General features: G+C 68.0%; 17 protein-coding genes and 1 tRNA gene. 12 read left to right on the top strand and 6 right to left on the bottom strand.

From position 1 onward, the window contains the following. The first annotated feature begins 138 nt into the window (after positions 1-138). The 4 genes from IEY88_RS31885 to IEY88_RS31870 all read left to right on the top strand — a co-directional run bounded on the left by IEY88_RS31885 (position 139) and on the right by IEY88_RS31870 (position 5,279). A complete protein-coding gene (locus IEY88_RS31885) occupies positions 139-1,365 on the top strand; it encodes an SAM-dependent methyltransferase (RefSeq protein ID WP_189158718.1) in 1,227 nt (408 codons plus the stop codon). Beyond that, positions 1,362-2,132, top strand: coding sequence for a DUF1295 domain-containing protein (locus IEY88_RS31880; protein WP_373294225.1), 771 nt, complete (start codon positions 1,362-1,364; stop codon positions 2,130-2,132). Before IEY88_RS31885 ends, IEY88_RS31880 begins: the two co-directional genes overlap by 4 nt. Before the next feature lie 572 nt (positions 2,133-2,704). Next, complete coding sequence (locus tag IEY88_RS31875; RefSeq protein ID WP_189158605.1) at positions 2,705-4,753, top strand: S9 family peptidase; 2,049 nt, start codon at positions 2,705-2,707, stop codon at positions 4,751-4,753. A 31-nt stretch (positions 4,754-4,784) separates the two neighbouring features. Then, positions 4,785-5,279, top strand: coding sequence for a hypothetical protein (locus tag IEY88_RS31870; protein ID WP_189158604.1), 495 nt, complete (start codon positions 4,785-4,787; stop codon positions 5,277-5,279). On the opposite strand, the gene IEY88_RS31865 is transcribed toward IEY88_RS31870, so the two are convergent. The 4 genes from IEY88_RS31865 to IEY88_RS31850 all read right to left on the bottom strand — a co-directional run bounded on the left by IEY88_RS31865 (position 5,252) and on the right by IEY88_RS31850 (position 8,986). Further along, positions 5,252-6,067, bottom strand: coding sequence for a spermidine synthase (locus tag IEY88_RS31865; protein ID WP_189158717.1), 816 nt, complete (start codon positions 6,065-6,067; stop codon positions 5,252-5,254). The two genes, IEY88_RS31870 and IEY88_RS31865, sit on opposite strands and share 28 nt — an antisense overlap. 29 nt (positions 6,068-6,096) lie before the next feature. Further along, complete coding sequence (gene speD, locus IEY88_RS31860) at positions 6,097-6,492, bottom strand: adenosylmethionine decarboxylase (RefSeq protein WP_030476957.1); 396 nt, start codon at positions 6,490-6,492, stop codon at positions 6,097-6,099. Between the two features lie 34 nt (positions 6,493-6,526). Next, the gene (locus tag IEY88_RS31855) at positions 6,527-7,693 is read right to left on the bottom strand and encodes a type III PLP-dependent enzyme (protein WP_189158603.1); all 1,167 of its coding nucleotides are present in this window, start codon (positions 7,691-7,693) and stop codon (positions 6,527-6,529) included. 108 nt (positions 7,694-7,801) lie between these two features. Continuing rightward, positions 7,802-8,986 carry a metallophosphoesterase gene (locus tag IEY88_RS31850; RefSeq protein WP_308426026.1) on the bottom strand — a complete coding sequence of 395 codons (1,185 nt, stop codon included), beginning with the start codon at positions 8,984-8,986 and terminating at the stop codon, positions 7,802-7,804. 90 nt (positions 8,987-9,076) lie between these two features. Between IEY88_RS31850 and IEY88_RS31845 the strand changes: the two genes are divergently transcribed. The 3 genes from IEY88_RS31845 to pabB all read left to right on the top strand — a co-directional run bounded on the left by IEY88_RS31845 (position 9,077) and on the right by pabB (position 12,506). Beyond that, entirely contained in the window at positions 9,077-9,574 is a 498-nt protein-coding gene (locus IEY88_RS31845) for a SigE family RNA polymerase sigma factor (RefSeq protein WP_189158602.1), read from the top strand. After that, positions 9,571-10,425 (top strand): hypothetical protein, encoded by an 855-nt coding sequence (locus IEY88_RS31840; protein ID WP_189158601.1) that lies wholly within the window; start codon positions 9,571-9,573, stop codon positions 10,423-10,425. The genes IEY88_RS31845 and IEY88_RS31840 overlap by 4 nt, the downstream gene beginning before the upstream one ends. Positions 10,426-10,520: 95 nt before the next feature. Next, positions 10,521-12,506: an aminodeoxychorismate synthase component I gene (gene pabB / locus IEY88_RS31835; RefSeq protein ID WP_189158600.1), complete on the top strand. Its 1,986-nt coding sequence runs from the start codon at positions 10,521-10,523 to the stop codon at positions 12,504-12,506. Positions 12,507-12,616: 110 nt separating this feature from the next. Here the strand turns inward: pabB and IEY88_RS31830 are convergent, their stop codons facing one another. Next, positions 12,617-12,958 (bottom strand): histone-like nucleoid-structuring protein Lsr2, encoded by a 342-nt coding sequence (locus IEY88_RS31830; RefSeq protein ID WP_030476951.1) that lies wholly within the window; start codon positions 12,956-12,958, stop codon positions 12,617-12,619. A 323-nt stretch (positions 12,959-13,281) separates the two neighbouring features. On the opposite strand from IEY88_RS31830, the gene IEY88_RS31825 reads away from it, so the two are divergent. From IEY88_RS31825 to IEY88_RS31805, 5 genes are all read left to right on the top strand, one after another. Further along, positions 13,282-13,563 (top strand): metal-sensitive transcriptional regulator, encoded by a 282-nt coding sequence (locus IEY88_RS31825; protein WP_189158599.1) that lies wholly within the window; start codon positions 13,282-13,284, stop codon positions 13,561-13,563. Between the two features lie 51 nt (positions 13,564-13,614). Next, positions 13,615-13,688 (top strand) — tRNA-Leu (locus IEY88_RS31820). Between the two features lie 424 nt (positions 13,689-14,112). After that, positions 14,113-14,868, top strand: a complete 756-nt coding sequence (locus tag IEY88_RS31815) for a cellulose-binding domain-containing protein (RefSeq protein ID WP_189158598.1) — start codon at positions 14,113-14,115, stop codon at positions 14,866-14,868. A 308-nt stretch (positions 14,869-15,176) separates the two neighbouring features. Beyond that, a complete protein-coding gene (locus IEY88_RS45605; protein ID WP_373294224.1) occupies positions 15,177-15,626 on the top strand; it encodes an SMP-30/gluconolactonase/LRE family protein in 450 nt (149 codons plus the stop codon). 296 nt (positions 15,627-15,922) lie between these two features. Then, a complete protein-coding gene (locus IEY88_RS31805) occupies positions 15,923-17,863 on the top strand; it encodes an NB-ARC domain-containing protein (protein ID WP_189158596.1) in 1,941 nt (646 codons plus the stop codon). On the opposite strand, the gene IEY88_RS31800 is transcribed toward IEY88_RS31805, so the two are convergent. After that, positions 17,860-19,509 (bottom strand): hypothetical protein, encoded by a 1,650-nt coding sequence (locus IEY88_RS31800; protein WP_189158595.1) that lies wholly within the window; start codon positions 19,507-19,509, stop codon positions 17,860-17,862. The two genes, IEY88_RS31805 and IEY88_RS31800, sit on opposite strands and share 4 nt — an antisense overlap. Positions 19,510-19,655: the final 146 nt, after the last annotated feature.

Genomic DNA, 19,655 nt, shown 5'->3' with positions numbered 1-19,655 from the left:
TGTTCGCTCTATCGAGGCCATACGGGCGGGGTTGCGTCTCGGTTCAGAAACGAACCGAACCTTCTGCTGTCCCGAACGTCTGGCGGAGCCGGGTCACGCAGGAGGTGCAGGGTGGTCGTCGCAGGTCAGCTGGCGGGAATGGCCGAACGGGTGCTGGGTGCGCCGTTGCCGATCGGATTTCGCGCGTGGGACGGAAGTGTCGCCGGGCCGCAGGACGGCACGGTGCTCGTGATCCGCTCCCGCGACGCGTTGCGGCGGCTCGTGTGGAGCCCGAACGAACTGGGGCTCGCGCGCGCGTACGTGAGCGGGGAGCTCGACGTCGAGGGTGATCTCGCGACCGGTCTCTCGGAGATATGGGGGCTCGTGCGGCGTGGTGTCACGCGGCGGCCGCGTCTGACGGAGGTCGCGAAACTTGCATTGCGACTGAAAGTGCTGGGACCCAACCCCGACGCGCCGAAGGAGGAAGCGCGGCTGCGGGGTGCGTTGCACACCAAGAGCCGCGACAGGGACGCCATTTCGCACCACTACGACCTGAGCAACGACTTCTACCGGCTCGTGCTCGACCCGAGCATGGCCTACTCGTGCGCGTACTTCACGTCCGAGGACGAACCGCTCGCGCAGGCGCAGCACAACAAGCTCGACCTCGTCTGCCGCAAGCTCGGCCTCCAGCCGGGCATGCGCATGCTCGACGTCGGCTGCGGGTGGGGTTCGATGATCATCCACGCCGCGAAGCACTACGGCGTGCACGCCACCGGCGTGACGATCTCGGCCCAGCAGCGCGCGCACATCCTCGGCCGCATCGAGGCCGAGGGCCTGACCGGTCGCGTCGAGGTGCGGCTGCAGGACTACCGCGAGGTGCGCGACGAGCCGTTCGACGCGATCTCGACGATCGAGATGGGCGAGCACGTCGGCGAGAGCAACTACCCGGAGTACGCCGCGACGCTGCACCGGTTGCTCAAGCCCGAGGGACGCCTGCTGCTGCAGCAGATGTCGCGCGGCCACAACGCACCGGGAGGCGGCGCGTTCATCGAGTCGTACGTCGCCCCGGACATGCACATGCGTCCCGTCAGCGCCACCACCGGCTTCCTCGAAGGCGCCGGCCTGGAGATCCGCGACGTGCACGCGTTGCGCGAGCACTACGTGTGGACGGTGCGCGCCTGGGCCGAGACCCTGGAGGAGCGCTGGGACGACGTCGTCGCGTTGGTCGGCGAAGGTCAGGCGCGGGTCTGGCGCCTGTACCTCGCGGGCGGCGCGCTGACGTTCGAGGAAGGCCGGATGGGCGTGGACCAGATCCTCGCGGTGCGGCGCAGCGAGAACGGCCGCAGCGGCATGCCACGCGTGCGCCGTGAGCTGGTGGCCCGGTGAGCTTCCTGATCAGCTTTGTGGTCGTGCTGGCGCTGCTGAGCCTGCTGTTCCTGTACGCGGACTCCCGCAAGCGCTACGACCTGATCGACTCCGTGTGGGGCCCGGGCTTCGCGGTGATCGCCGTCGTCACGCTCTTGTTCGCGGACGGCGAACCAACTCGCCAATGGCTGGTCGCCGCGCTGACCGTGGTGTGGGGCCTACGCCTGGGCGTGCACATCCACTCGCGCAACCGTGGCAAGGACGAGGACCCGCGGTACCAGGACATCTTGAGGCGTGCCAAGGGAAACCCGCGCCTCCACATGTACCGCGTCTACCTCCTGCAGGCCGTCCTGATGTGGATCGTCTCGCTGCCCGTCCAGGCCGCGCAGCACCTTTCGGCCCCGTTCGGAGTGCTAGATTGGCTGGGCACTGGCGTGTGGTTGGTCGGCTTCGCCTTCGAGGCCGTGGGTGACTGGCAGCTCTCCCGGTTCCGTGCGCACCCGGCGAACAAGGGCGCCGTGATGGACCGCGGATTGTGGCGCTACACAAGGCATCCGAACTACTTCGGCGACTCCGTCGTGTGGTGGGGCCTGTACCTGTTCGCGCTGCACTCGTGGCTGGGCGCGCTCACGATCGTCAGTCCGGTGGTCATGACGTGGCTGCTCGCGAAGGGCAGCGGGAAACCGTTGCTGGAGAAGGACATCGTGTCGCGCCGCCCTGGGTACGCCGAGTACGTGCGGCGGACCAGCGGGTTCTTCCCGCTGCCTCCGAAGAGCCGGGTGGGGTAGCGGCGGAGAAGTCGGGCGGGCGGGAAGTCGAGCGGGCGGCGTGAATGCTTGTGCGCGAACGCTTGCGCCCACCCGCGCCACCTGGCTGCTCGTGCTGTCTGGATCGTGGTGGGAGCGGCATGCGTGGTGTGCGGTAGCTCGTGCTGTCCCGATCGTGCCGGGAGCGGCATGCGTGGTGTGCGAACGCTAGTGGCTGCGCCTGGTGGCCGGATCGTGCCGGGGACAACACGCGTGGTGTGCGAACGCTAGTGGCTGCGCCTGGTGGCCGGATCGTGCCGGGGACAACACGCGTGGTGTGCGAACGCTTGCGGTAGCTCGTGCTGTCCCGATCGTGCCGGGAACAACACGTGTGGTGTGCGAGCGCTTGCGGCCGCGTGCGCCGTCCGATCGTGCCGGGAACAGCACGCGTGGTGCGCGAACGCTTGCGCCCACCCGCGCCACCCGATCACGGTGCAAAGCACGCGCGCATCCCGCACGCCGCTAGCGCGTCCAGCCCCCTCGACCTGCATCGTGCGAGGCAGCGCACCTCACAGCACCCATATGGCGCACCCGCGCGGGTTAGTGTTGGGCTCGTGGGCAACGACATCTCCTTCCCGCGCCAACAGGCGCGCACCCAGCGGTTCACCCTCGGCGCACCGAGGACCTTCTCGGTGTCGGCAGACGGCGCACGCGTCTTCTTCCTCCGCCCGGCCACGGCCACAAGCCGTGCGAACGGGCTCTGGGAGCTGAACACCGCCACCGGCGTCGAACGGCTGCTCGCCGACCCGGCGACGTTGCTGTCCGATCCGGAGGACCTGCCTGCCGAGGAGAAGGCGCGTCGCGAGCGCACGCGTGAGTCCGGCGCGGGCATCGTCGGCTACGCCCTGTCCCGGGACGCCTCGGTGGCCTCGTTCGCGCTGTCCGGCCGGCTGTTCGTGGCCGACCTGACGTCGGGTGAGGCGCGTGAGCTGCCGACCAGGGGTGGTGTCGTCGACCCGCGGGTCGACCCGACCGGGCGGCGTGTGGCCTACGTCACGCGCGGGGCGTTGCGGGTGGTCGAGCTGTCCTCGGGTGAGGACTACGAGGTCGCGGCGCCGGACGGCGAGGACGTGACGTTCGGGCTGGCCGAGTTCATCGCGGCCGAGGAGATGTCGCGCTACCGCGGTTACTGGTGGGAGCCGGACGGCACCCGCCTCATCGCCGCGCGCGTGAACAACGCGCCGGTGCAGCGCTGGTACATCGCCGACCCGGCGAACCCCGGCACGGCCGCCACCGAGATCGCGTACCCGGCGGCCGGCACGGCCAACGCCACGGTGTCGCTGCACGTGGTGTCGCTGGACAGCACCTTCGTCCCGGTGCTGCTCGAGTTCGACTACCTCAACGACGTGCACTGGTCGTCCGGTGGCGCCCCGCTGATCACCACGCAGACCCGTGACCAGCGCACCCGCCGGATCTACACGCTGTCGCCCGACACCGGTGCCGTCACCGAGCTCGCGGCCGAGACCGACCCGGCGTGGCTCGAGGTCACCGACGGCGCTCCGGCGTGGACTCCCGACGGCCGGCTCGTGCGGATCGTCGGCCAGGGCGACGAGTACGCGCTCCAGGTGGGCGACGAGGTCCTCACCCACGGGCTGCAGGTGCGCCGGGTCCTCGACATCGCCGACGACTCGATCCTGGTGGCCGCCTCCGCAGACGACCCGACGCAGGTGCACGTCTACTCCGTCGGCGAGAGCGTCGAACAAGTGTCCTCTGAGGACGGTGTGCATTCCGCGGTTCGGGGCGGTGACACGGTTGTCCTCGTTTCGGCCACATTGGACTGGTTCGGCGCGCGGGCGCGGGTCGGCGACCACGTCATCGAGTCGTGGGCGGACACGCCGGTCATCAAGGCGTCCCCGCGCATGCTGACCCTCGGCGAACGCGCCATCCGCGCGGCCCTCCTGCTGCCCGCTGGGCACGTTCCCGGCACCAAGCTCCCGGTGCTGATGGACCCGTACGGTGGCCCGCACGCCCAGCGCGTCCTGTCGGCGCAGAACGTCTTCCTGGCCTCGCAGTGGCTGGCGGACCAGGGCTTCGCGGTCCTCGTCGCCGACGGCCGCGGCACCCCGGGCCGGGGCCTCGCCTGGGAACGCGCCATCGCGTACGACTTCGCCGGCGCCACCCTCGAGGACCAGGTCGACGCCCTGCACGCGGCGGCCGCGGCCGAGCCCGACCTCGACCTCACCCGAGTCGCGATCCGCGGCTGGTCCTACGGCGGCTACCTGAGCGCCTTGGCCGTCCTGCGCCGCCCGGACGTCTTCCACGCGGGCATCGCGGGCGCCCCGGTGACCGACTGGCGCCTCTACGACACCCACTACACCGAGCGCTACCTCGGCCACCCGGACGACAAGCCCGAGGTCTACGAGGCGAACTCGCTCATCGCCGACGCGGACAAGCTCTCCCGCCCGTTGATGATCATCCACGGCCTGGCCGACGACAACGTGGTGGCCGCGCACACGCTGCGCCTGTCCAACGCCCTGCTCGCGGCCGGCCGTCCGCACACCGTGCTGCCGCTCTCGGGCGTCACGCACATGACCCCGCAGGAACAGGTGGCGGAGAACCTGCTGCTGCTCCAGGTCGACTTCCTCAAGCAGTCGCTCGCCTGAGAGCTCACGGGGGTCAGCCCCAGCACCCGTTGTGGGGCTGACCCCCGTGCTCGGCGTGTGGTTTCCCGGCACGCTGAGTGCTGTGGGGGAGAAGACGAAGCGGTTCGCGGTCGGTTTGTACGTGCTCTGGGGCCTGCTGCACGCGGGCCTCGGCATCTCGATGGTCGCAGGAGACCTGTCGAACGGTGTTCCGGCAGGGGAGACGGCGGCGGAAAGCCTGCTGTACTTCATCGCGGTGACGGTCTTGGGGCTCCAGGCGATCTACGTCGCCCTGACGCTCGTCCGGGCGAACGACCCGGTCGGCTTCTGGCTCAACGCCGTCGTGCTGGGCGTGATCGACGCGGCATTCGTGCTCTACCTGGTGCTGCCGGGCCACGTGGACCTGTTCGGCGGCATCGCCGGCCCGGTCATCTGGCTGGCTGCGACGGTCTGCGCCGCCCTGGCACAGCGAGAGGGGCGCCTCCCGCGAACGGGAAGCGCCCCTCTCCCAGACCTGGGTCAGGCCAGCGACTGCCGGACCCGGTAGGGCGGAATGCTGTTGCCCACCAGTGCCAGGTCGTCGATCGACTCCGGCTCGTACCCGGCCGTCCTCAACCGCTCGACCATCAGGGCGGTCGGGTCCTCGACGACGTCCGCGCGTCCGAACAGGTACGCCCACTCGTGCTCGTCCGAGCCGTAGTAGGCGACGGTGTCGAACACCTCGTTGAACCGCTGCCAGGAGCGGATCAGCGTGGTGTTGCGCCACATCGTCTGGCAACCGGACTGGTTGACGACGACGCCACCGGGACGCAGCAGTGCCTTGCACATGCGCAGGAAGTCCGCGCCGTACAGGCGGTTGTGCTGCGCCTCCTCCTCGCGCTCGTCGGGCAGGTCCACCAGCACGATGTCGTACTTCTCCGACGTCGTGCGGATGTACTCGAACCCGTCGATGTACTGCACGCGGATCGGGCCGTCGCCCTTCTCCGCGGCAGCCAGCTCGTCGAGCGTGTAGCCGTAGGGCAGGTGCTCGGCGCACAGCTTCACGGCCTGCTCGTCGATGTCGATGTGGTCGACGACGGTCGCACCGTGCTCGACGGCCATCTGGCACACGACACCCTCGGAGGAGCCGATGACCAGCACGCGCTCGACGGTGTCGGCCAGCAGCAGCGCCGGCACCATCAGGGCCTCGTGGTAGGTCAGCTGGCTGAACTCCGTCGACTGGCGGTCGTTGTCGCAGAACAGCGACACGCCCTGGGCGGTGCGGGCGATCACCAGGTGCTGGAAGTCGGTCTTGGTGTCGACCAGCACCTCGTCCACCTGCCAGTGGCGGGTCATGCCCTCGGCGAGCGGCTCGTTGATCGTGTTCACGCGACATGCTCCTTGACGCCACGAGTGACGAGATCCGTGCTCACGTGAGCAGCGCCCAGAGCGTCAGCGAGTAGCTGGACGGCCAGCGCGGGCTTCGCACGCGTACCGCAGGTGAAGACGTCGACGAACACCGATCCCACTTCGGGATACGTGTGGATCGACGCGTGGGATTCCGACAGCAGGGCCAGCACGGTGACTCCTTGGGGATCGAACTTCTTGGAGATCACCTCCAGCACGGTCGCGTCGGCCTGCGTGAGAACCTCACCAAGGGCGTGCTTCAGGAACTGCTCGTCATCGAGCAGATCGGCACTCACGCCCGAGAGCTCTGCAAGTACGTGCTGTCCCGCGAACAAACCGACGGTCTCCTCGGTCTGACAGGGCGCTTCGGACATCAATCACTCCAAACTATGTGATGTGCAAACGGTCTTAGATGCAGTACGTGGCCAACGGCGGGAAGCCGTTGAAGCACACGGACGAATAGGAGGAGGTGTAGGCGCCGGCGTGGAGGATGTCCACGTGGTCGCCCGCCCGCAGGTCGAGCGGCAGGTCGTAGCGGGTGTGCTGGTAGATCACGTCGTCCGCGTCGCAGGTCGGGCCCGCCAGCACGATCGGGCCCACCGGCCCGCCGTCGCGCGAGGTCCTGAGCGCGTACGCGATCGCCTCGCCCTCGGTCTCGGCGAGGCCCTGGTACCGGCCGATGTCGACGTACACCCAGCGGCGTTCGTCCGAATAGGACTTCCGCGACACCAGCACGACGGAGGAACGGATCATCCCGGCCTCGGCGGAGATCGCCCGGCCCGGCTCGATCATGACCTTCGGGCGCGCCGCGCCGAAGTGCCGTGCGATCGAAGCCTCGATGGCGGAGCCGAAGGCCTCCAGCGACGGCGTGGACTCCTGGTACACGACAGGAAGCCCGCCGCCCAGGTTCACCGTCGTCGTCTCGATGCCCTCAGCACGCAGCTTCGCGGCGATCACGGCCGCGTCGGCGATGCCGGAGTCCCAGCCCTCGACGGAGAGTTGTTGCGAGCCCGCGTGGAAGGCGACACCGAGAGGAACGAGCCCCAGTTCGTGCGCCAGCCGCAAGAGATCCGTCGCCATCTCGGCATCGCAACCGAACTTGTTGCCGAACGGGTACGTGGAACCCTTGCTGTGGACAAGAATCCGCAGCAGCACGGACGAGCCGGGCGCGTGGGAAGCGACGAACCGGACGTCCTGCTCGCTGTCGGACACGAACATCCGCACGCCGCGCGAGTACGCGTAGGCGATGTCGGCGGCCTTCTTGATGGGGTTGCTGTAGGAGATCGACGACGGCTCGGCGCCGCGTGCCAGGCACAGGTCGATCTCCGCGGGTGACGCCACGTCGAAGTGCGAACCCTCCGCGACCAGCGTGGCGACCACGTCGGACTCCGGGTTCGACTTCACCGCGTAGAAGATGTCAATGGACGGCAGCGCCGCGCGAATCGCCTGGTAGCGCGCGCGAATCGTCTCGAGGTCGATCACCAGACATGGTGTCGACGGGTTCTCCTGGTCCAGGAAACGCCGAATACGAGCCTCTGCCTCGTTGCGCCGATCAACGGCGAAGCTCTCGGTCATTTCCCCAGGGGTCCCCCTTCATCCGCCTCGCGTTCCGTACGCGGGCACGGCCGTCCACTCTACGGCCTGGACACCGGAAGTGCGCAAGCCAGTCCAGGCGAGTGTGATTTAGCCAGCAGAACGCAGCTCGATCATCGTGATGTCCGGGGGCGCGCCGACGCGCACCGGCGGACCCCAGAAACCCGCGCCACGACTGGTGTAGAGCCAGGTGTTGTCCACCTTCGACAACCCCGCCGTGCTGGGTTGCTGCAGCGGTACGAGGAAGTTGAACGGCACCATCTGTCCACCGTGTGTATGACCGGACAACTGGAGGTCGACGCCGTGTGAAGACGCGTCACCGACCTGCACGGGCTGGTGTGACAACAGGACTACGGGATTGTTGCGGTCACGTCCGGTCAGCGCGCGGCCGAAGTCCGGTCCGTCGTTGTACGACTTGCCTGTGACGTCGTTCACGCCCACGACCTCGATGCCGCCGGCGACCGTCAAACCCTCGTTGCGCAACGGGTTCACGCCGAGCCTGTCGAGCTCCGCGATCCACTGCTCGTGGCCGGAGAAGTACTCGTGGTTGCCCGTCACGAAGAAGCTGCCCTGCTTGGACACCAGGTCCCGCAACGGCGCCGCGGCCTCACCCAGCTCGGCGACGGTGCCGTCGACGAGGTCGCCGACGATCGCGACGAGGTCGGCGTCCTGCTCGTTGATCATCCGCACGATCCGCTCGGTGTGCGAACGCCCGAGCAGCGGTCCGAGGTGGATGTCGCTCACGACCGCGATCCGGAAGCCCGACAGCGACGGCCGCAGCTTGTCGAGCGTCACCGGCACGCGCAGCAGCTGCGGGTCGCCCAGCGCCTGCGTCATGCCGTAGCCGACGATTCCACCCGCAGCGATGCCGGAACCGATCGCCACCGACCGCGAGATGAACAGCCGCCGCGACGGGTCCGGCACGACCTCGACGGGTTCGGCGGGCGCGGGACCGGCGGCGACGGGCACCGGCGCGAGCGTGGCGCGCCTGAGCAGGATCCGGCGCGGCACCTCGGCGACGCCGAGCACGATCGCCAGGTAGAAGAGCACGGCGAGCCAGAGGAACCCCGGCCAGGCGAAGAACTTCCCGTACTCCGGCGGCACCCTGCGCGTGACGACCAGCGCGGTCATCATCATCACGAACAGGCCCATGATCGCCACCGTGCCGATGCGGCGCCCGAGCGTCCGCGGCAGCGTCGTGTCCACTACCAGCCGCCGCCACAGGTACAAATGGCCCAACGCGGTGGGGACGCCGAGGAGCAAAAGGAAAATCACGACATCAGTATGCGTTTCGAGAACTCGATGCAACCCGCCAGGCCCCAGGTGGCGTGACTAACCCGGCACCGCAGATTAGGGGGAAACCTGATGAGTGATCGGGACGCCGCGTTCCAGGAGTACTTCGCGGCCCGTTCCGACGTCATGCGCGGCACGGCATACCTGTTGTGCGGCGACTGGCATCGCGCGGAGGACCTCGTGCAGCTGGCCTTCACCAAGCTCTACCTGGCTTGGCGGCGGATCGAGCGGCACGAGGCGCTGGACGCCTACACCAGGCAGATCCTGGTGCGGACGTTCCTGTCCGAGCGACGGCGCGGGTGGTTCCGGTTCGAGTCGGCGACGGACGACGTGGCGGACTCGGCCGCTCCGCCCGGCGTCCACCCCGAGGAACGGATGGTGCTGCTGGAGGCTCTGGCGAAGGTGCCTCCGAAGCAACGTGCGTGCCTCGTCCTGCGGTACTGGGAGGACATGTCCGTCGAGCAGACGGCCGTCGTCCTCAAGTGTTCGGAAGGAACCGTGAAGAGCCAGGCCGCGCGGGGGCTGCAGACGCTGCGCGGTCTGCTCTCGGAGCAGGAGAGGGTTCGATGAACGAAGAGGACCTCAAGCGGGCTTTCCAGGACGTGGTGGTGGCGAGCAGCCCGCCGCCCGCGATGGACCCCGGCATCGCGCTCGACAAGGCGCACAAGGCCAGGTCACGGAGGCGTGCGTCGATCACGGGGGCTTTCGTCGCCGTGCTCGTCGTCGGAGTCGGCCTCGGGTCGGCGTTCGCGCTGAACCCGCAGGGCACGAAGGACTACGTTCTGGGCACGGGGCCGAGCAGCAGCAGCTCGAACGCTGGTGTGCCCGACAGCAAGTGGGGCGAGGACTGGCCGGTCGGGCAGTCCGACCGGACGGCCACCAACGGCCCGCAGGCCGACCGCGGCACGCAGTTGCTGGAGCTGGCCAAGGCTTCCGTGCCGGCCGGGTACGACACCCCCGACCTGAAGTACACCGATCCCAGCATGCACGGCGGCATGCTCCGCGCCCAGGCGCAGATCTCGAGCAACAAGGGTGACTCGCCCGAGATCTGGGAGTACACGGCGTACGTGCCGGTGCGGAAGGGCGACAAGGTCGGCAAGCTGACGGTGGTCGTGACGACACCGAGGCCGAACACCGCGACCGAACCGTGTGCGCTGGCCAAGCAGTTCCAGGGCATGCGGGACGCCAGCTGCAAGACCTTCGACGTCGCCGGGCAGCAGATCGGGGTCGCCTCTCCCGCGAGCCCCGATCTCGGTACCGGCACCTGGGCGTCGTACCGGGCGGCCAACGGCTGGACGGTCACGGTCATGCAGGAGGGGGAGTACCCGTACAGCGGTCACCCGTCGCTGGGCGAGCAACCGTTCCTGTCGCCCCAGCTGGCGGCGCTCGCGGCTGACCCGAAGTTCCTGCTCGGCAGCTGAGTTCGCGTGTGGGAGTCCGGAGGGCGGTCACGATTCGTGACCGCCCTCTCTCGTTGCTCTTTTCGGGTGTTTTGCCAGGTAGAGTGCGCTCTGCAATGCGGACTCTGCTCATCGACAACTACGACTCGTTCACGTTCAACCTCTTCCAGCACCTGGCTGAGGTGAACGGCTCCGAGCCCGTGGTCGTCCACAACGACGACCCGCGGTTCCGGCTGTCCTCGCTGCGGTCGTTCGACCACGTGGTGATCTCGCCCGGTCCCGGCCGGCCCGGCAACCCCGCCGACTTCGGCATCTGCCGCGCGGTGATCGACCACGCCGAGATCCCGTTGCTGGGTGTGTGTCTGGGACATCAGGGGTTATGTCAGTCGTACGGCGCCGTCGTGGGTCCCGCACCCGTGCCGCGCCACGGGATCGTTTCGCCGGTCACTCACACGGGCGTCGACGTGTTCGCGGGGTTGCCCTCGCCTTTTGACGTCGTGCGCTACCACTCGTTGGCCGTGACGGAGCTGCCTTCTTCTATGGAGGCGATCGCGTGGAGCGATGACGCCGTGCTGATGGGTGTGCGCGCTCTGGACAGACCCGCGTGGGGTGTGCAGTTCCACCCCGAATCGATCTGCACCGAGTTCGGCCGCGAGATGCTCGCGAACTTCGCCGCGCTGACCCCGACTAGGACGGCCGCGGTACCCGAACCGGTGCTGGTTCGCTCACCGGCTCAGAAGCGCCCTGTGCACGTCCGGAAGCTCGCCGTGGCCGTGCACGCGGAAGAAGCCTTCGCGGCGCTCCACGGGGCCTCTGGGACCGCGTTCTGGCTGGACAGCGGGGCCGGAGAGCGGTTCTCGTTCATGGGGGACGCCTCGGGGCCCCTCTCGCGCGTCGCGCAGTACTCCGTGCAGGACCAGGTGCTCACCCTCGACGGTGCACCGCGGCACTGCCCTTCTTTCTTCTCCTGGATGGACGACGACCTCGCGTCGTGGGCCGTCGAGCAGCCCGACGTGCCGTTCGAATTCACCCTCGGGTGGGTCGGATACCTCGGTTACGAGCTGAAGGCGGAGGGCGGCGGAGACTTCGCACACCGCGCGGAACAGCCGGACGCGTCGTTCGTCTTCGCGGACCGTGCCGTCGTCATCGATCACGCGGACGAGTGCGTCTATTTGCTGTCGTTGTCCGATGACAGCTGGTTCGGCGAGGTTTCGGACGTTCTGACCCGGCTGACGCCATTGGCCGAACCTTCCCGGCCGGTCGTGTCCGACGTGACGTTGCGGCATCCGCGCGCGCACTACCTGAAGCTCATCAGCGCGTGCCAGGAAGCGATCACCGCGGGGGAGACGTACGAGGCGTGCCTGACGAACATGATGTCGTGGCGTGCCTCGCTCGACCCGTGGGACACATATCGGCTGCTTCGCGCCGCAAATCCCGTTCCGTTCGGGGCGTTGCTGCGATTCGGTGACCTGTCCGTGCTCAGCACGTCACCCGAACGATTTATCAAGGTGGACCGAGATGGCGTCGTCGAGTCATCGCCGATCAAGGGCACGCGGCCACGGGGCGTTGATGCGGCGGACGACGAGATGTTGCGCACAACGTTGGCGCGATCGGTCAAGGACCGCGCGGAGAACCTGATGATCGTGGACCTCGTCCGCAACGATCTCGGCACGTGCGCGGAAGTGGGTTCGGTCGAGGTGACGCGGTTGTTCGACGTCGAGACCTACGCGACCGTACACCAATTGGTGAGCACCGTGCGGGCACGACTTCGACCGGACAGTTCTGCTGTCCGATGTGTTCGAGCCGCGTTTCCCGGAGGATCGATGACCGGTGCTCCGAAGATCCGGACCATGCAGATCCTTGATGGGCTGGAAGCCGGTCCACGCGGGGTGTACTCGGGAGCGCTCGGATACTTCTCGCTCAACGGAGCAGCCGACTTCAGCATCGTCATCCGAACGCTGGTCCGCAACGGCGACCAGGTGAGTTTCGGTGTGGGCGGAGCGGTGATCTCGCTGTCCGACCCGGACGAGGAATTCGAGGAGACAGCGGTCAAGGCCACTGCCGTGTCACGCCTGTTCGGAGCGCACTTTCCCGGCCGTTGATCCGGCGTTCCGGGGATAGTGTGAACGAACCGGGATGAGGCAGATCCATACGGTTAACACGTCGGCCGGCGAACCGGCCGACGTGTAGAAACCTCGCGTGTTCGCGCAGGTCAGGAGGCGTGCGCTTCCTGGAACTGCACGACCAGGTTCTGCGGAATGCGGCCGCGGTCCGAGATCTGGTGCCCCTGCGCGCGAGCCCAGTCACGAATGCGCTGCGCCTCAGCCTTGTCGGTGGCCTTGACCGTGGACTTGCCGGTGCCCTTGCGCTGCTTGCGGCCACCCGCACGACGAGCCTTGCCGACGAAGTCCGCCAGCGACTCGCGAAGCCGCTCCGCATTTCCCTTCGACAGGTCGATGGCGTACTCGACACCGTCAAGTGCGAAGGTCACGGTCTCGTCGGCTTCTCCGCCGTCGAGGTCGTCGATGAGTTGGACGACGGTCTGCTGTGCCACTGTTCCTCCGTTGGGTACTCACATAGCACGCGGATCCTCGACGTAACCACGTGCTTCGACAACACCGTAGTACACACGAGGAAAAACGGCGAACCTTTCGCCGCTAAAATGTGACCCAACCGCCCGGTCGGGGCATTTACCCGGTAAACCACACGGGTGTTATGGGTCCAAAATGTGCAGCTAGTCGTCTCACTTCGACCGGTTGCTGGGCTTGCCGGACGCTTCCCCATTCCCGCTGACGGAGCAGCGTCGCACATAACGCACCCCCATCCGGTGCGGGTATCCTCGACATACCCACCAGGGGTAGGGAAGGTCAGGAGCCGATGCACGGGTACACCGCGGACAAGGACGCATACCTCAAGCGACTGCGCCGCATCGAGGGACAGATCCGCGGTCTCCAGCGCATGGTCGAGAACGACGAATACTGCATCGACGTCCTCACCCAGATCTCCGCCGCCACGAAGGCGCTGCAGGCCGTGTCGCTGGGGTTGCTCGACGAGCACCTCAAGCATTGTGTCGCCCAGGCGGTGGCCGAAGGCGGCCCGGTGGCCGAGGAGAAGCTGGCAGAGGCGTCAGCGGCCATCGGCAGGCTGGTCAAGTCGTAGGGGCCCGACAAGAAACTCGCTGGGGTGATCCGCTACAGTTCACCCTGCTACGCCCCCGTAGCCCAATCGGCAGAGGCAGCGGACTCAAAATCCGTCCAGTGTGCGTTCGAGTCGCACCGGGGGCACGACCTTCGGGCGAGGTATGTCTGCGGAAAGCGCAGACCGTACCTCGCCCGTGGTGTTTTCTGGGGGCCGAGCCCCCAGACCCCCAGCCGGTGGCTGCGCCCCCGGACCCCCGCTTCGGGTCGTCGCTTCGCTCGACCCATTCCGATGTGGAATGTTGTTGCGGTGGGGAATGCGGTGTTGGTTTGGTGATCAAGGCCGAACGGTGGATGTGAGCGGGGCTTGAGGCCGTTACGGTCGTGCGGGTTGCATGAACGTGTGCGGGAGTCTTTGGTGTTGCGGAAGTCCTTGTCTTTTCTCATGGTTCTTTTGGCGTGCGCGTGCACGGTCGAGAGTCCCTCGCGTCCTGTTTCCGCTCCTGCGCAGGTGCGTCAGCCGACGTTGGTCAACGACTCGCGTGGAGATGTGCCGGCCGTCGTTCGATCGGTGATCGACGGGCGCACTGTCGAGCTCGAGACCGGCGAGCGTGTTCAGGTCTCGTTGCTGGCTCCGCCCGCGGACTGCTGGGCCGGGGGTGCGCGTGCTTTCGCCGAGAAGTGGTTGCTGGCCAGGACTGTCCGGGTCAGCGCGCTCGTGCCCGGCGAGGTGAACCTGCGGCTGGAGGACGGCACCGACTACGCGTTGCTCGCCGTGCGCGAGGGGATGCTGAGGGCGCAGGCCGCGGCGGGGGCGCTCGCCGATGCCGAACTCGGTGCCGCGAAGGAGGACCGCGGGTTGTGGGGAGCGCCGTGCAACGGCATGGACGCTTCGCCGGTGACTACCACGACCGTTGCCGCGCCTCCCGTTCAGCGCGCCGAGCCGTCGACCTCCGTGCCCACGACCACAACTCCTCCTGCGGTGACGACGACTCCGCCACCGCCGCCACCCTGCTCGGTCGGTTACCGGCTCGACGGTCAGTGGCAGGGCGGGTTCCAGGCGACGATCACGATCAGGAACACCGGCGCGGTCCCGGTCAACGGGTGGGCGTTGCGCTGGTCGTTCGCCGACGGGCAGTCCGTGCGGCAGGTGTGGAACGCGTCCGTCTCGCAGCGCGGCTCGGCCGTCACCGTGACCAGCGCCGAGCACACCCGGTCGATCGCGCCGCGCGGTGAGGTGCAGATCGGGTTCCTCGGGTCGGTCCGCGACCGGAACACCGCGCCCGCGTCGTTCACCCTCAACGGGACGGCCTGTTCGACGAGCTGACTGGTGGTCCTGGCGGCCGTCAACTGCTGATTGATCATGCCAGGGATGTGCCGTGCAGGTCACGAGGGTTGTGCCGCTGCACGCCGAGGTCGACCAGAGCCCTGGCGGTCGCTGGACCTCGCTGCGCACGGCCGTGGCCGGTGTGGACCGTCCTGATTTGACGCTGACTCGTGTGCTGGAGTCGGACGGGGTGCGGTCGTCGCCAGCTACGAGTTGGTCGCCGAGCCCGGCTACCGATTCGTGTGGGTCACGACCGTGGCCTACGACATCGAGCCCGGCACGGGAGTCCTTCACCGCTTCGGTTTCACATGTACCGTCCTCAAAGGACTGCCGATTTCCAAACGGACGGCTCGCTGATGTACCTCGCCGACAGCGCGCGAGGTGTGGTGCACCGGTTCGACGTCGACCGCGACGGTGAACTGGGCAGTCGCCGCGTCTCTGTGCACACTCCGCACCACACGCCGGACGGCATGACCACCGACGGCGCGGGCAACCTCTGGGGCGCGTTCTGGGGAGCGTCGGTCGTGCGCCGTTACCGCCCGGACGGCCGCCTCGACCGCGAGGTGCCGTTGCCCGTCCACCAGCGTCTGCCTCGGCGGCCCGGACCTGAGCCGGCTGTTCGTCACCACCGCGAAGTACGGCCTGTGCCAGCCCTCGCCGCACGATGGCGCGTTGTTCGCGATCGACGTCGACGTACCAGGCTTTCCGGCCGACGAATTCGCCCCGCAGTCGCATTCCTGATCGGGGTTGAACGCTGAGGAAGGAACCGGAAGAGTTACAAGATGACCCCTGCGTTTGGGGCCGTCCTTGGTACTGTGGCCTGGTTGGAAGCCTCAGTCCGGGAGCTGCCGTGGGCGAAGCGAACCCTGAAGCACAGAGCGTGTGGTCTTCCACTCACAACACCGTGCACGACATCTCCGGCAATTCGGTGCAGATCGGTTCCCTGACGGGCGACGTGGTGGTGCAAGGTCGTTTCGACAGCGCATCGGACCGCCCGCGTCAGGTCCCGCCGGTGCCGACCGGGTTCGTCGATCGTGAAACCATTTTGTCCGCAATGGACGATCTGCTGGTGGGGACGGCTTCGGAGCCCTGCCAGATCATGGTGATCAGCGGTCTCGCCGGTGTGGGCAAGTCGGCGCTCGTGCGCCGGTGGGTGCAGGAGTGGGGCGAACGCTTTCCCGGCGGCCAGCTGTACGTGGACTACGCGGCGGTCCGGACGGATTCCGGTACTCCCGTGAACGACGCGCTGGCCGAATGCCTGGTCGCCCTCGGGGTGCGGCACGAGCACATCCCGGGCACGCTTTCGGCTCGTGCCAACCTGTTCCGCACGATCACGGCCTCGGCAGCGGTGCTCGTCGTCCTCGACGACGTCACCGAACCCGCCCAAGTGCTGCCGTTCGTGCCGAACGCGAACGGCAGCGTCGTTCTGGTCACCAGCGGCGACAGGCTCGCCGAACTGGCCATGGACGGCGCGCGCCTGCTGACCCTGGAACCGCTGGACTGCAGGAGCGGCCAGTCGTTGCTGCGCGAGGCCTGCGGTCCGGCGCGCGTGCTGGCCGAAGCGAAGATGGCGGCGAGACTCGTCGCGCTGTGCGGCGGACTTCCGGTCGCGCTGCGTGTCGTCGCCGCGCGGCTGATGTCGCGTCCGCGGTTGTCGATCGCTCGTCTCGTCGGTGAGCTCGCCGACGAGAACACCAGGCTCGCGGCCTTCTCACTGCGAGGTGAACCGCTCGTGTCAGCTGTCTTCGACAGTGCCTACCGCGCCCTTCCCCCCAGCGCCGCGAGTCTGTACCGAATCCTTGGAGTGGCGCCGATTCGCAGCGTGAACGTCGAGATCGCCGCAGTCGTGCTCGGCTGCCCGCCGCCCGGAGCCGAGCGGTTGTTGGACGTCCTCGTCTACGCGTCGTTGCTCGACGAGGCGACGGGCACCGGGTTCACCTTCCACGACCTCGTCCGGTTACACGCCAGACAGCGTTCGGTGGAAGAGGATTCCGCCGAACTGAGGACATCGGCGCTCGAGCGCCTCCGCGATCACTACCTGCGCAAGGCCGCGTTCGCCGACCGCGCGGTGATGGGCGAACGCATGCGCATCGGCGTCGTCGAGGAGTTGCTGGAGGGACAGCCCGATCCGTTCCCCGGTGAGAACGCCGAGGGCGCGGCACTTGACTGGCTGAGTGAGCACCGGGCGAACCTGCTCGGCGTTCTGCGTGCAGTGGCGGAGCACGGCTGGCACGACGCGGCATGGCAGTTGTGCGAGGCGCTGCACGCGCTGTACCTCAACCGCCGCTTCCTCGACGACTGGATCGAGGCGAGCGAGATCGGGGTGGCCGCGGCCGGGGAAGCGGGCAACCCCGCCGCGCAGGCAAGACTGCTGAGCGTGGTTTCCCGCGCGTACACCGAACTGGGCGAGCTGGACCGCGCGCGGGAGAGCTTGGATCGGGCACTGGTACTGGCCGAACGCTCGCGGCACACCGTCCTGATCGCCTCGGTCTGGGAATTCACCGGCCGATATCGGGACCAGGTCGATCCCGGCGCTTCCGCCGACGCTTATCAACGCGCCATCGAGCGCAACGCCGAGGCGGGCGAACAAAGAGGCGTGGCGTTGGCGACGTACTTCCTCGGCCGCGCCACGAGTTCCCGCGGGGACCAGGTGGCGGCGTTGGAAATCCTCCAACGAGCTCACCGCCTGTTGCTCGACGTCAATGACGAACGGATGGCGGGCCGCGGCTCGATCAGCCTGGGCGTGGCTCATTTCCGCAGTGGTGACACGGTGGCCGCCAGGCGCGAACTGGAGCGTGCGGTCGGAGTGTTCACCAGGTCCAAGGCCGCCCACTACGAGGCCGAGGCGAGAGAGGTGCTCGCCGAGGTGGCGGAACAGGAGGGCGATCTGCACGCGGCTCGCGAGAACCTGACGAGGGTTCTGCACATCCGCCGGGCGAGCGGCGCCCCGAACCTGGACGGCCTGGTCGCTCACCTGCGCCGGCTGACGGTCTAGAGGAGGACGACGGCCATCTTGGCCTCGCCGGTGCTCGTGCGCACGACGACCTCCCCGCTCAGTTCCCTCTGTGCCAACAGAAGCTGGTAACAGGCACACGCGAGCACTCGTGCCGGTATCCCGTCGCCGGTGGTCACGCGCAGCCTTCGGCCGTCTCGGACGAGGAGTTCGTAGCTGCCGTCATCACAGCTCACCATGGCGACCCGGCACCCGGTGTACTTGTCGATGAGCTTGGCCAGGTGGCACTCGGCCGCAGGAGCTGCCACCGGCTTCGGGTCGACGATGATGGCGGCGTCGTAGTACCGCCTGAGGTTGGGCTCGCCGAGTTCGACCAGCTGGCGCTCGCCGGGGTGGTGGGCCGCGGCGCGGAAGGCGGCGGGGTAGGTGTCCACGACGACAGCGGAATCCTTGTCGACGTGCGAATTGAAGCGGAACGAGCGCACCGGCTTCGTCTCCGGCGTGGGCAGGGGTGCCGCCAGCACGGGCAACTCGTCATCAGGCATGGGCAACCTGCCCTTGTCGTAGGAGAGCGCGCGGAACAGCTCGTCGGACTGACCTGGCCGCGCGATCGTTCGTTCGGTCAACCGGCCGGCTCTGGTGGGGTCGTGGTTCACGAGTTCGTCCTCGATCTGCCACCGCAGGTCCGAATTGGGATCGACGGCACGCGCCTCGCGCCCGAGCTGGGCCATCACCGTGCCGGGCACCACGTCTTCGCTGAACGTGGCGAGCAGCAGCGGGATGTCCAGCAACGCACCGTAGAGGGTGGTCGATCCGTTGTCGCCGATCAGCAGATCGCTGGCCAGCAACGTCGCGTGCCAGCCTTTCGCCGGGTCGATCAACATCAAGCCGCCGAAGTCGATGTGCCGGCGCAGCCACCGCGGGATGTTCTCCGCGTCGAACGACCAGGCCGCCGGGTGGACGAAAAGCGCGACGCGGTACTGCTCGTGGGGGAGCTCGGCGAGGAGTTGGGTGATGAGCTCGAACCGTTGGCTGAACAGCGATCCCTGCCCCCAGGTGGAACCGACCGTGATCAGCCGCTGGTGGTCCTCGACGCCCAGCGCCGCCCGGTAGGTCTGTCGTTCGCCCCGGCTGTTGACGAGCAGGTCGTAGCTGCTGTCACCGCCGAGCGCGGTCCGTCCGACGATCTCCTCGGTCGCCCGTGCCAGCTGGACTTCCTGGTCGGGGTGGGTCACGACCTGGGTGACGTGCCCGCGGCGCAGGCCGTCGGGACGGGCGAGGCCCGAGAGGCGGCGGAGGTTCGTGTCCGGGTCTGTCACGTACTTGTGGAAGCCCAGACCGTGCGGCACGAGGATGACGGGTGTGTCGCCGAAGGCGGAGAGGTCGATCCACTCACTCGTCGTGACGACGAGGTCGCACCTGCCCTGCTTGGCCGTCTCCAGGGAGATCCAGCTGACACCGCTGTGGCTGAACCAGTCCAGCACGCCGTACTCGAAGCGGGATCCCGGGCAGACCACCCACACGAGTTCCACCCTGGGATCCCCGTCGAAGACCCACAGGATCTCGGCGAGCCGGATGGCGGAGACCAGGGTTCGCACGAGACAGAAGATCGTCAGCTCGGTGCCACCGGTTCCCCAGCGACGAGCGTCGACGGCGGCGGGCCCGAGGTCGGGCCGCTCATGGGCCACAGCTGTCACCGGTCACGCGAGATGTCCGGCCGCACAGCGTCGCCGAACGCCGGTAGGTTGTGCCTCGCGGCGCCGGTGGGAGCGCTCGTGCGACTCTGTCGACGAGCGCCCACGACCTCGGTCTTGACGTGTTGGTCGACAGCATC

Source organism: Lentzea pudingi, assembly GCF_014646255.1.
In the GTDB taxonomy this organism is placed as follows: Bacteria; Actinomycetota; Actinomycetes; order Mycobacteriales; family Pseudonocardiaceae; genus Lentzea; species Lentzea pudingi.
The sequence above is the reverse complement of the archived record's forward strand: the minus strand, read 5'-3'. Positions and strand labels throughout refer to the sequence as shown.

Excerpts from the sequence above, each read along its gene's own strand:
- IEY88_RS31840 (WP_189158601.1), top strand. The coding sequence starts at position 9,571 with ATGAACGAAGAGGACCTCAAGCGGGCTTTCCAGGACGTGGTGGTGGCG.
- IEY88_RS31865 (WP_189158717.1), bottom strand. The coding sequence starts at position 6,067 with ATGACCCGCCACTGGCAGGTGGACGAGGTGCTGGTCGACACCAAGACC.
- pabB (WP_189158600.1), top strand. The coding sequence starts at position 10,521 with ATGCGGACTCTGCTCATCGACAACTACGACTCGTTCACGTTCAACCTC.
- IEY88_RS31845 (WP_189158602.1), top strand. The coding sequence starts at position 9,077 with ATGAGTGATCGGGACGCCGCGTTCCAGGAGTACTTCGCGGCCCGTTCC.
- IEY88_RS31825 (WP_189158599.1), top strand. The coding sequence starts at position 13,282 with ATGCACGGGTACACCGCGGACAAGGACGCATACCTCAAGCGACTGCGC.
- IEY88_RS31855 (WP_189158603.1), bottom strand. The coding sequence starts at position 7,693 with ATGACCGAGAGCTTCGCCGTTGATCGGCGCAACGAGGCAGAGGCTCGT.
- speD (WP_030476957.1), bottom strand. The coding sequence starts at position 6,492 with ATGTCCGAAGCGCCCTGTCAGACCGAGGAGACCGTCGGTTTGTTCGCG.
- IEY88_RS31805 (WP_189158596.1), top strand. The coding sequence starts at position 15,923 with ATGGACGATCTGCTGGTGGGGACGGCTTCGGAGCCCTGCCAGATCATG.
- IEY88_RS45605 (WP_373294224.1), top strand. The coding sequence starts at position 15,177 with ATGTACCGTCCTCAAAGGACTGCCGATTTCCAAACGGACGGCTCGCTG.
- IEY88_RS31885 (WP_189158718.1), top strand. The coding sequence starts at position 139 with ATGGCCGAACGGGTGCTGGGTGCGCCGTTGCCGATCGGATTTCGCGCG.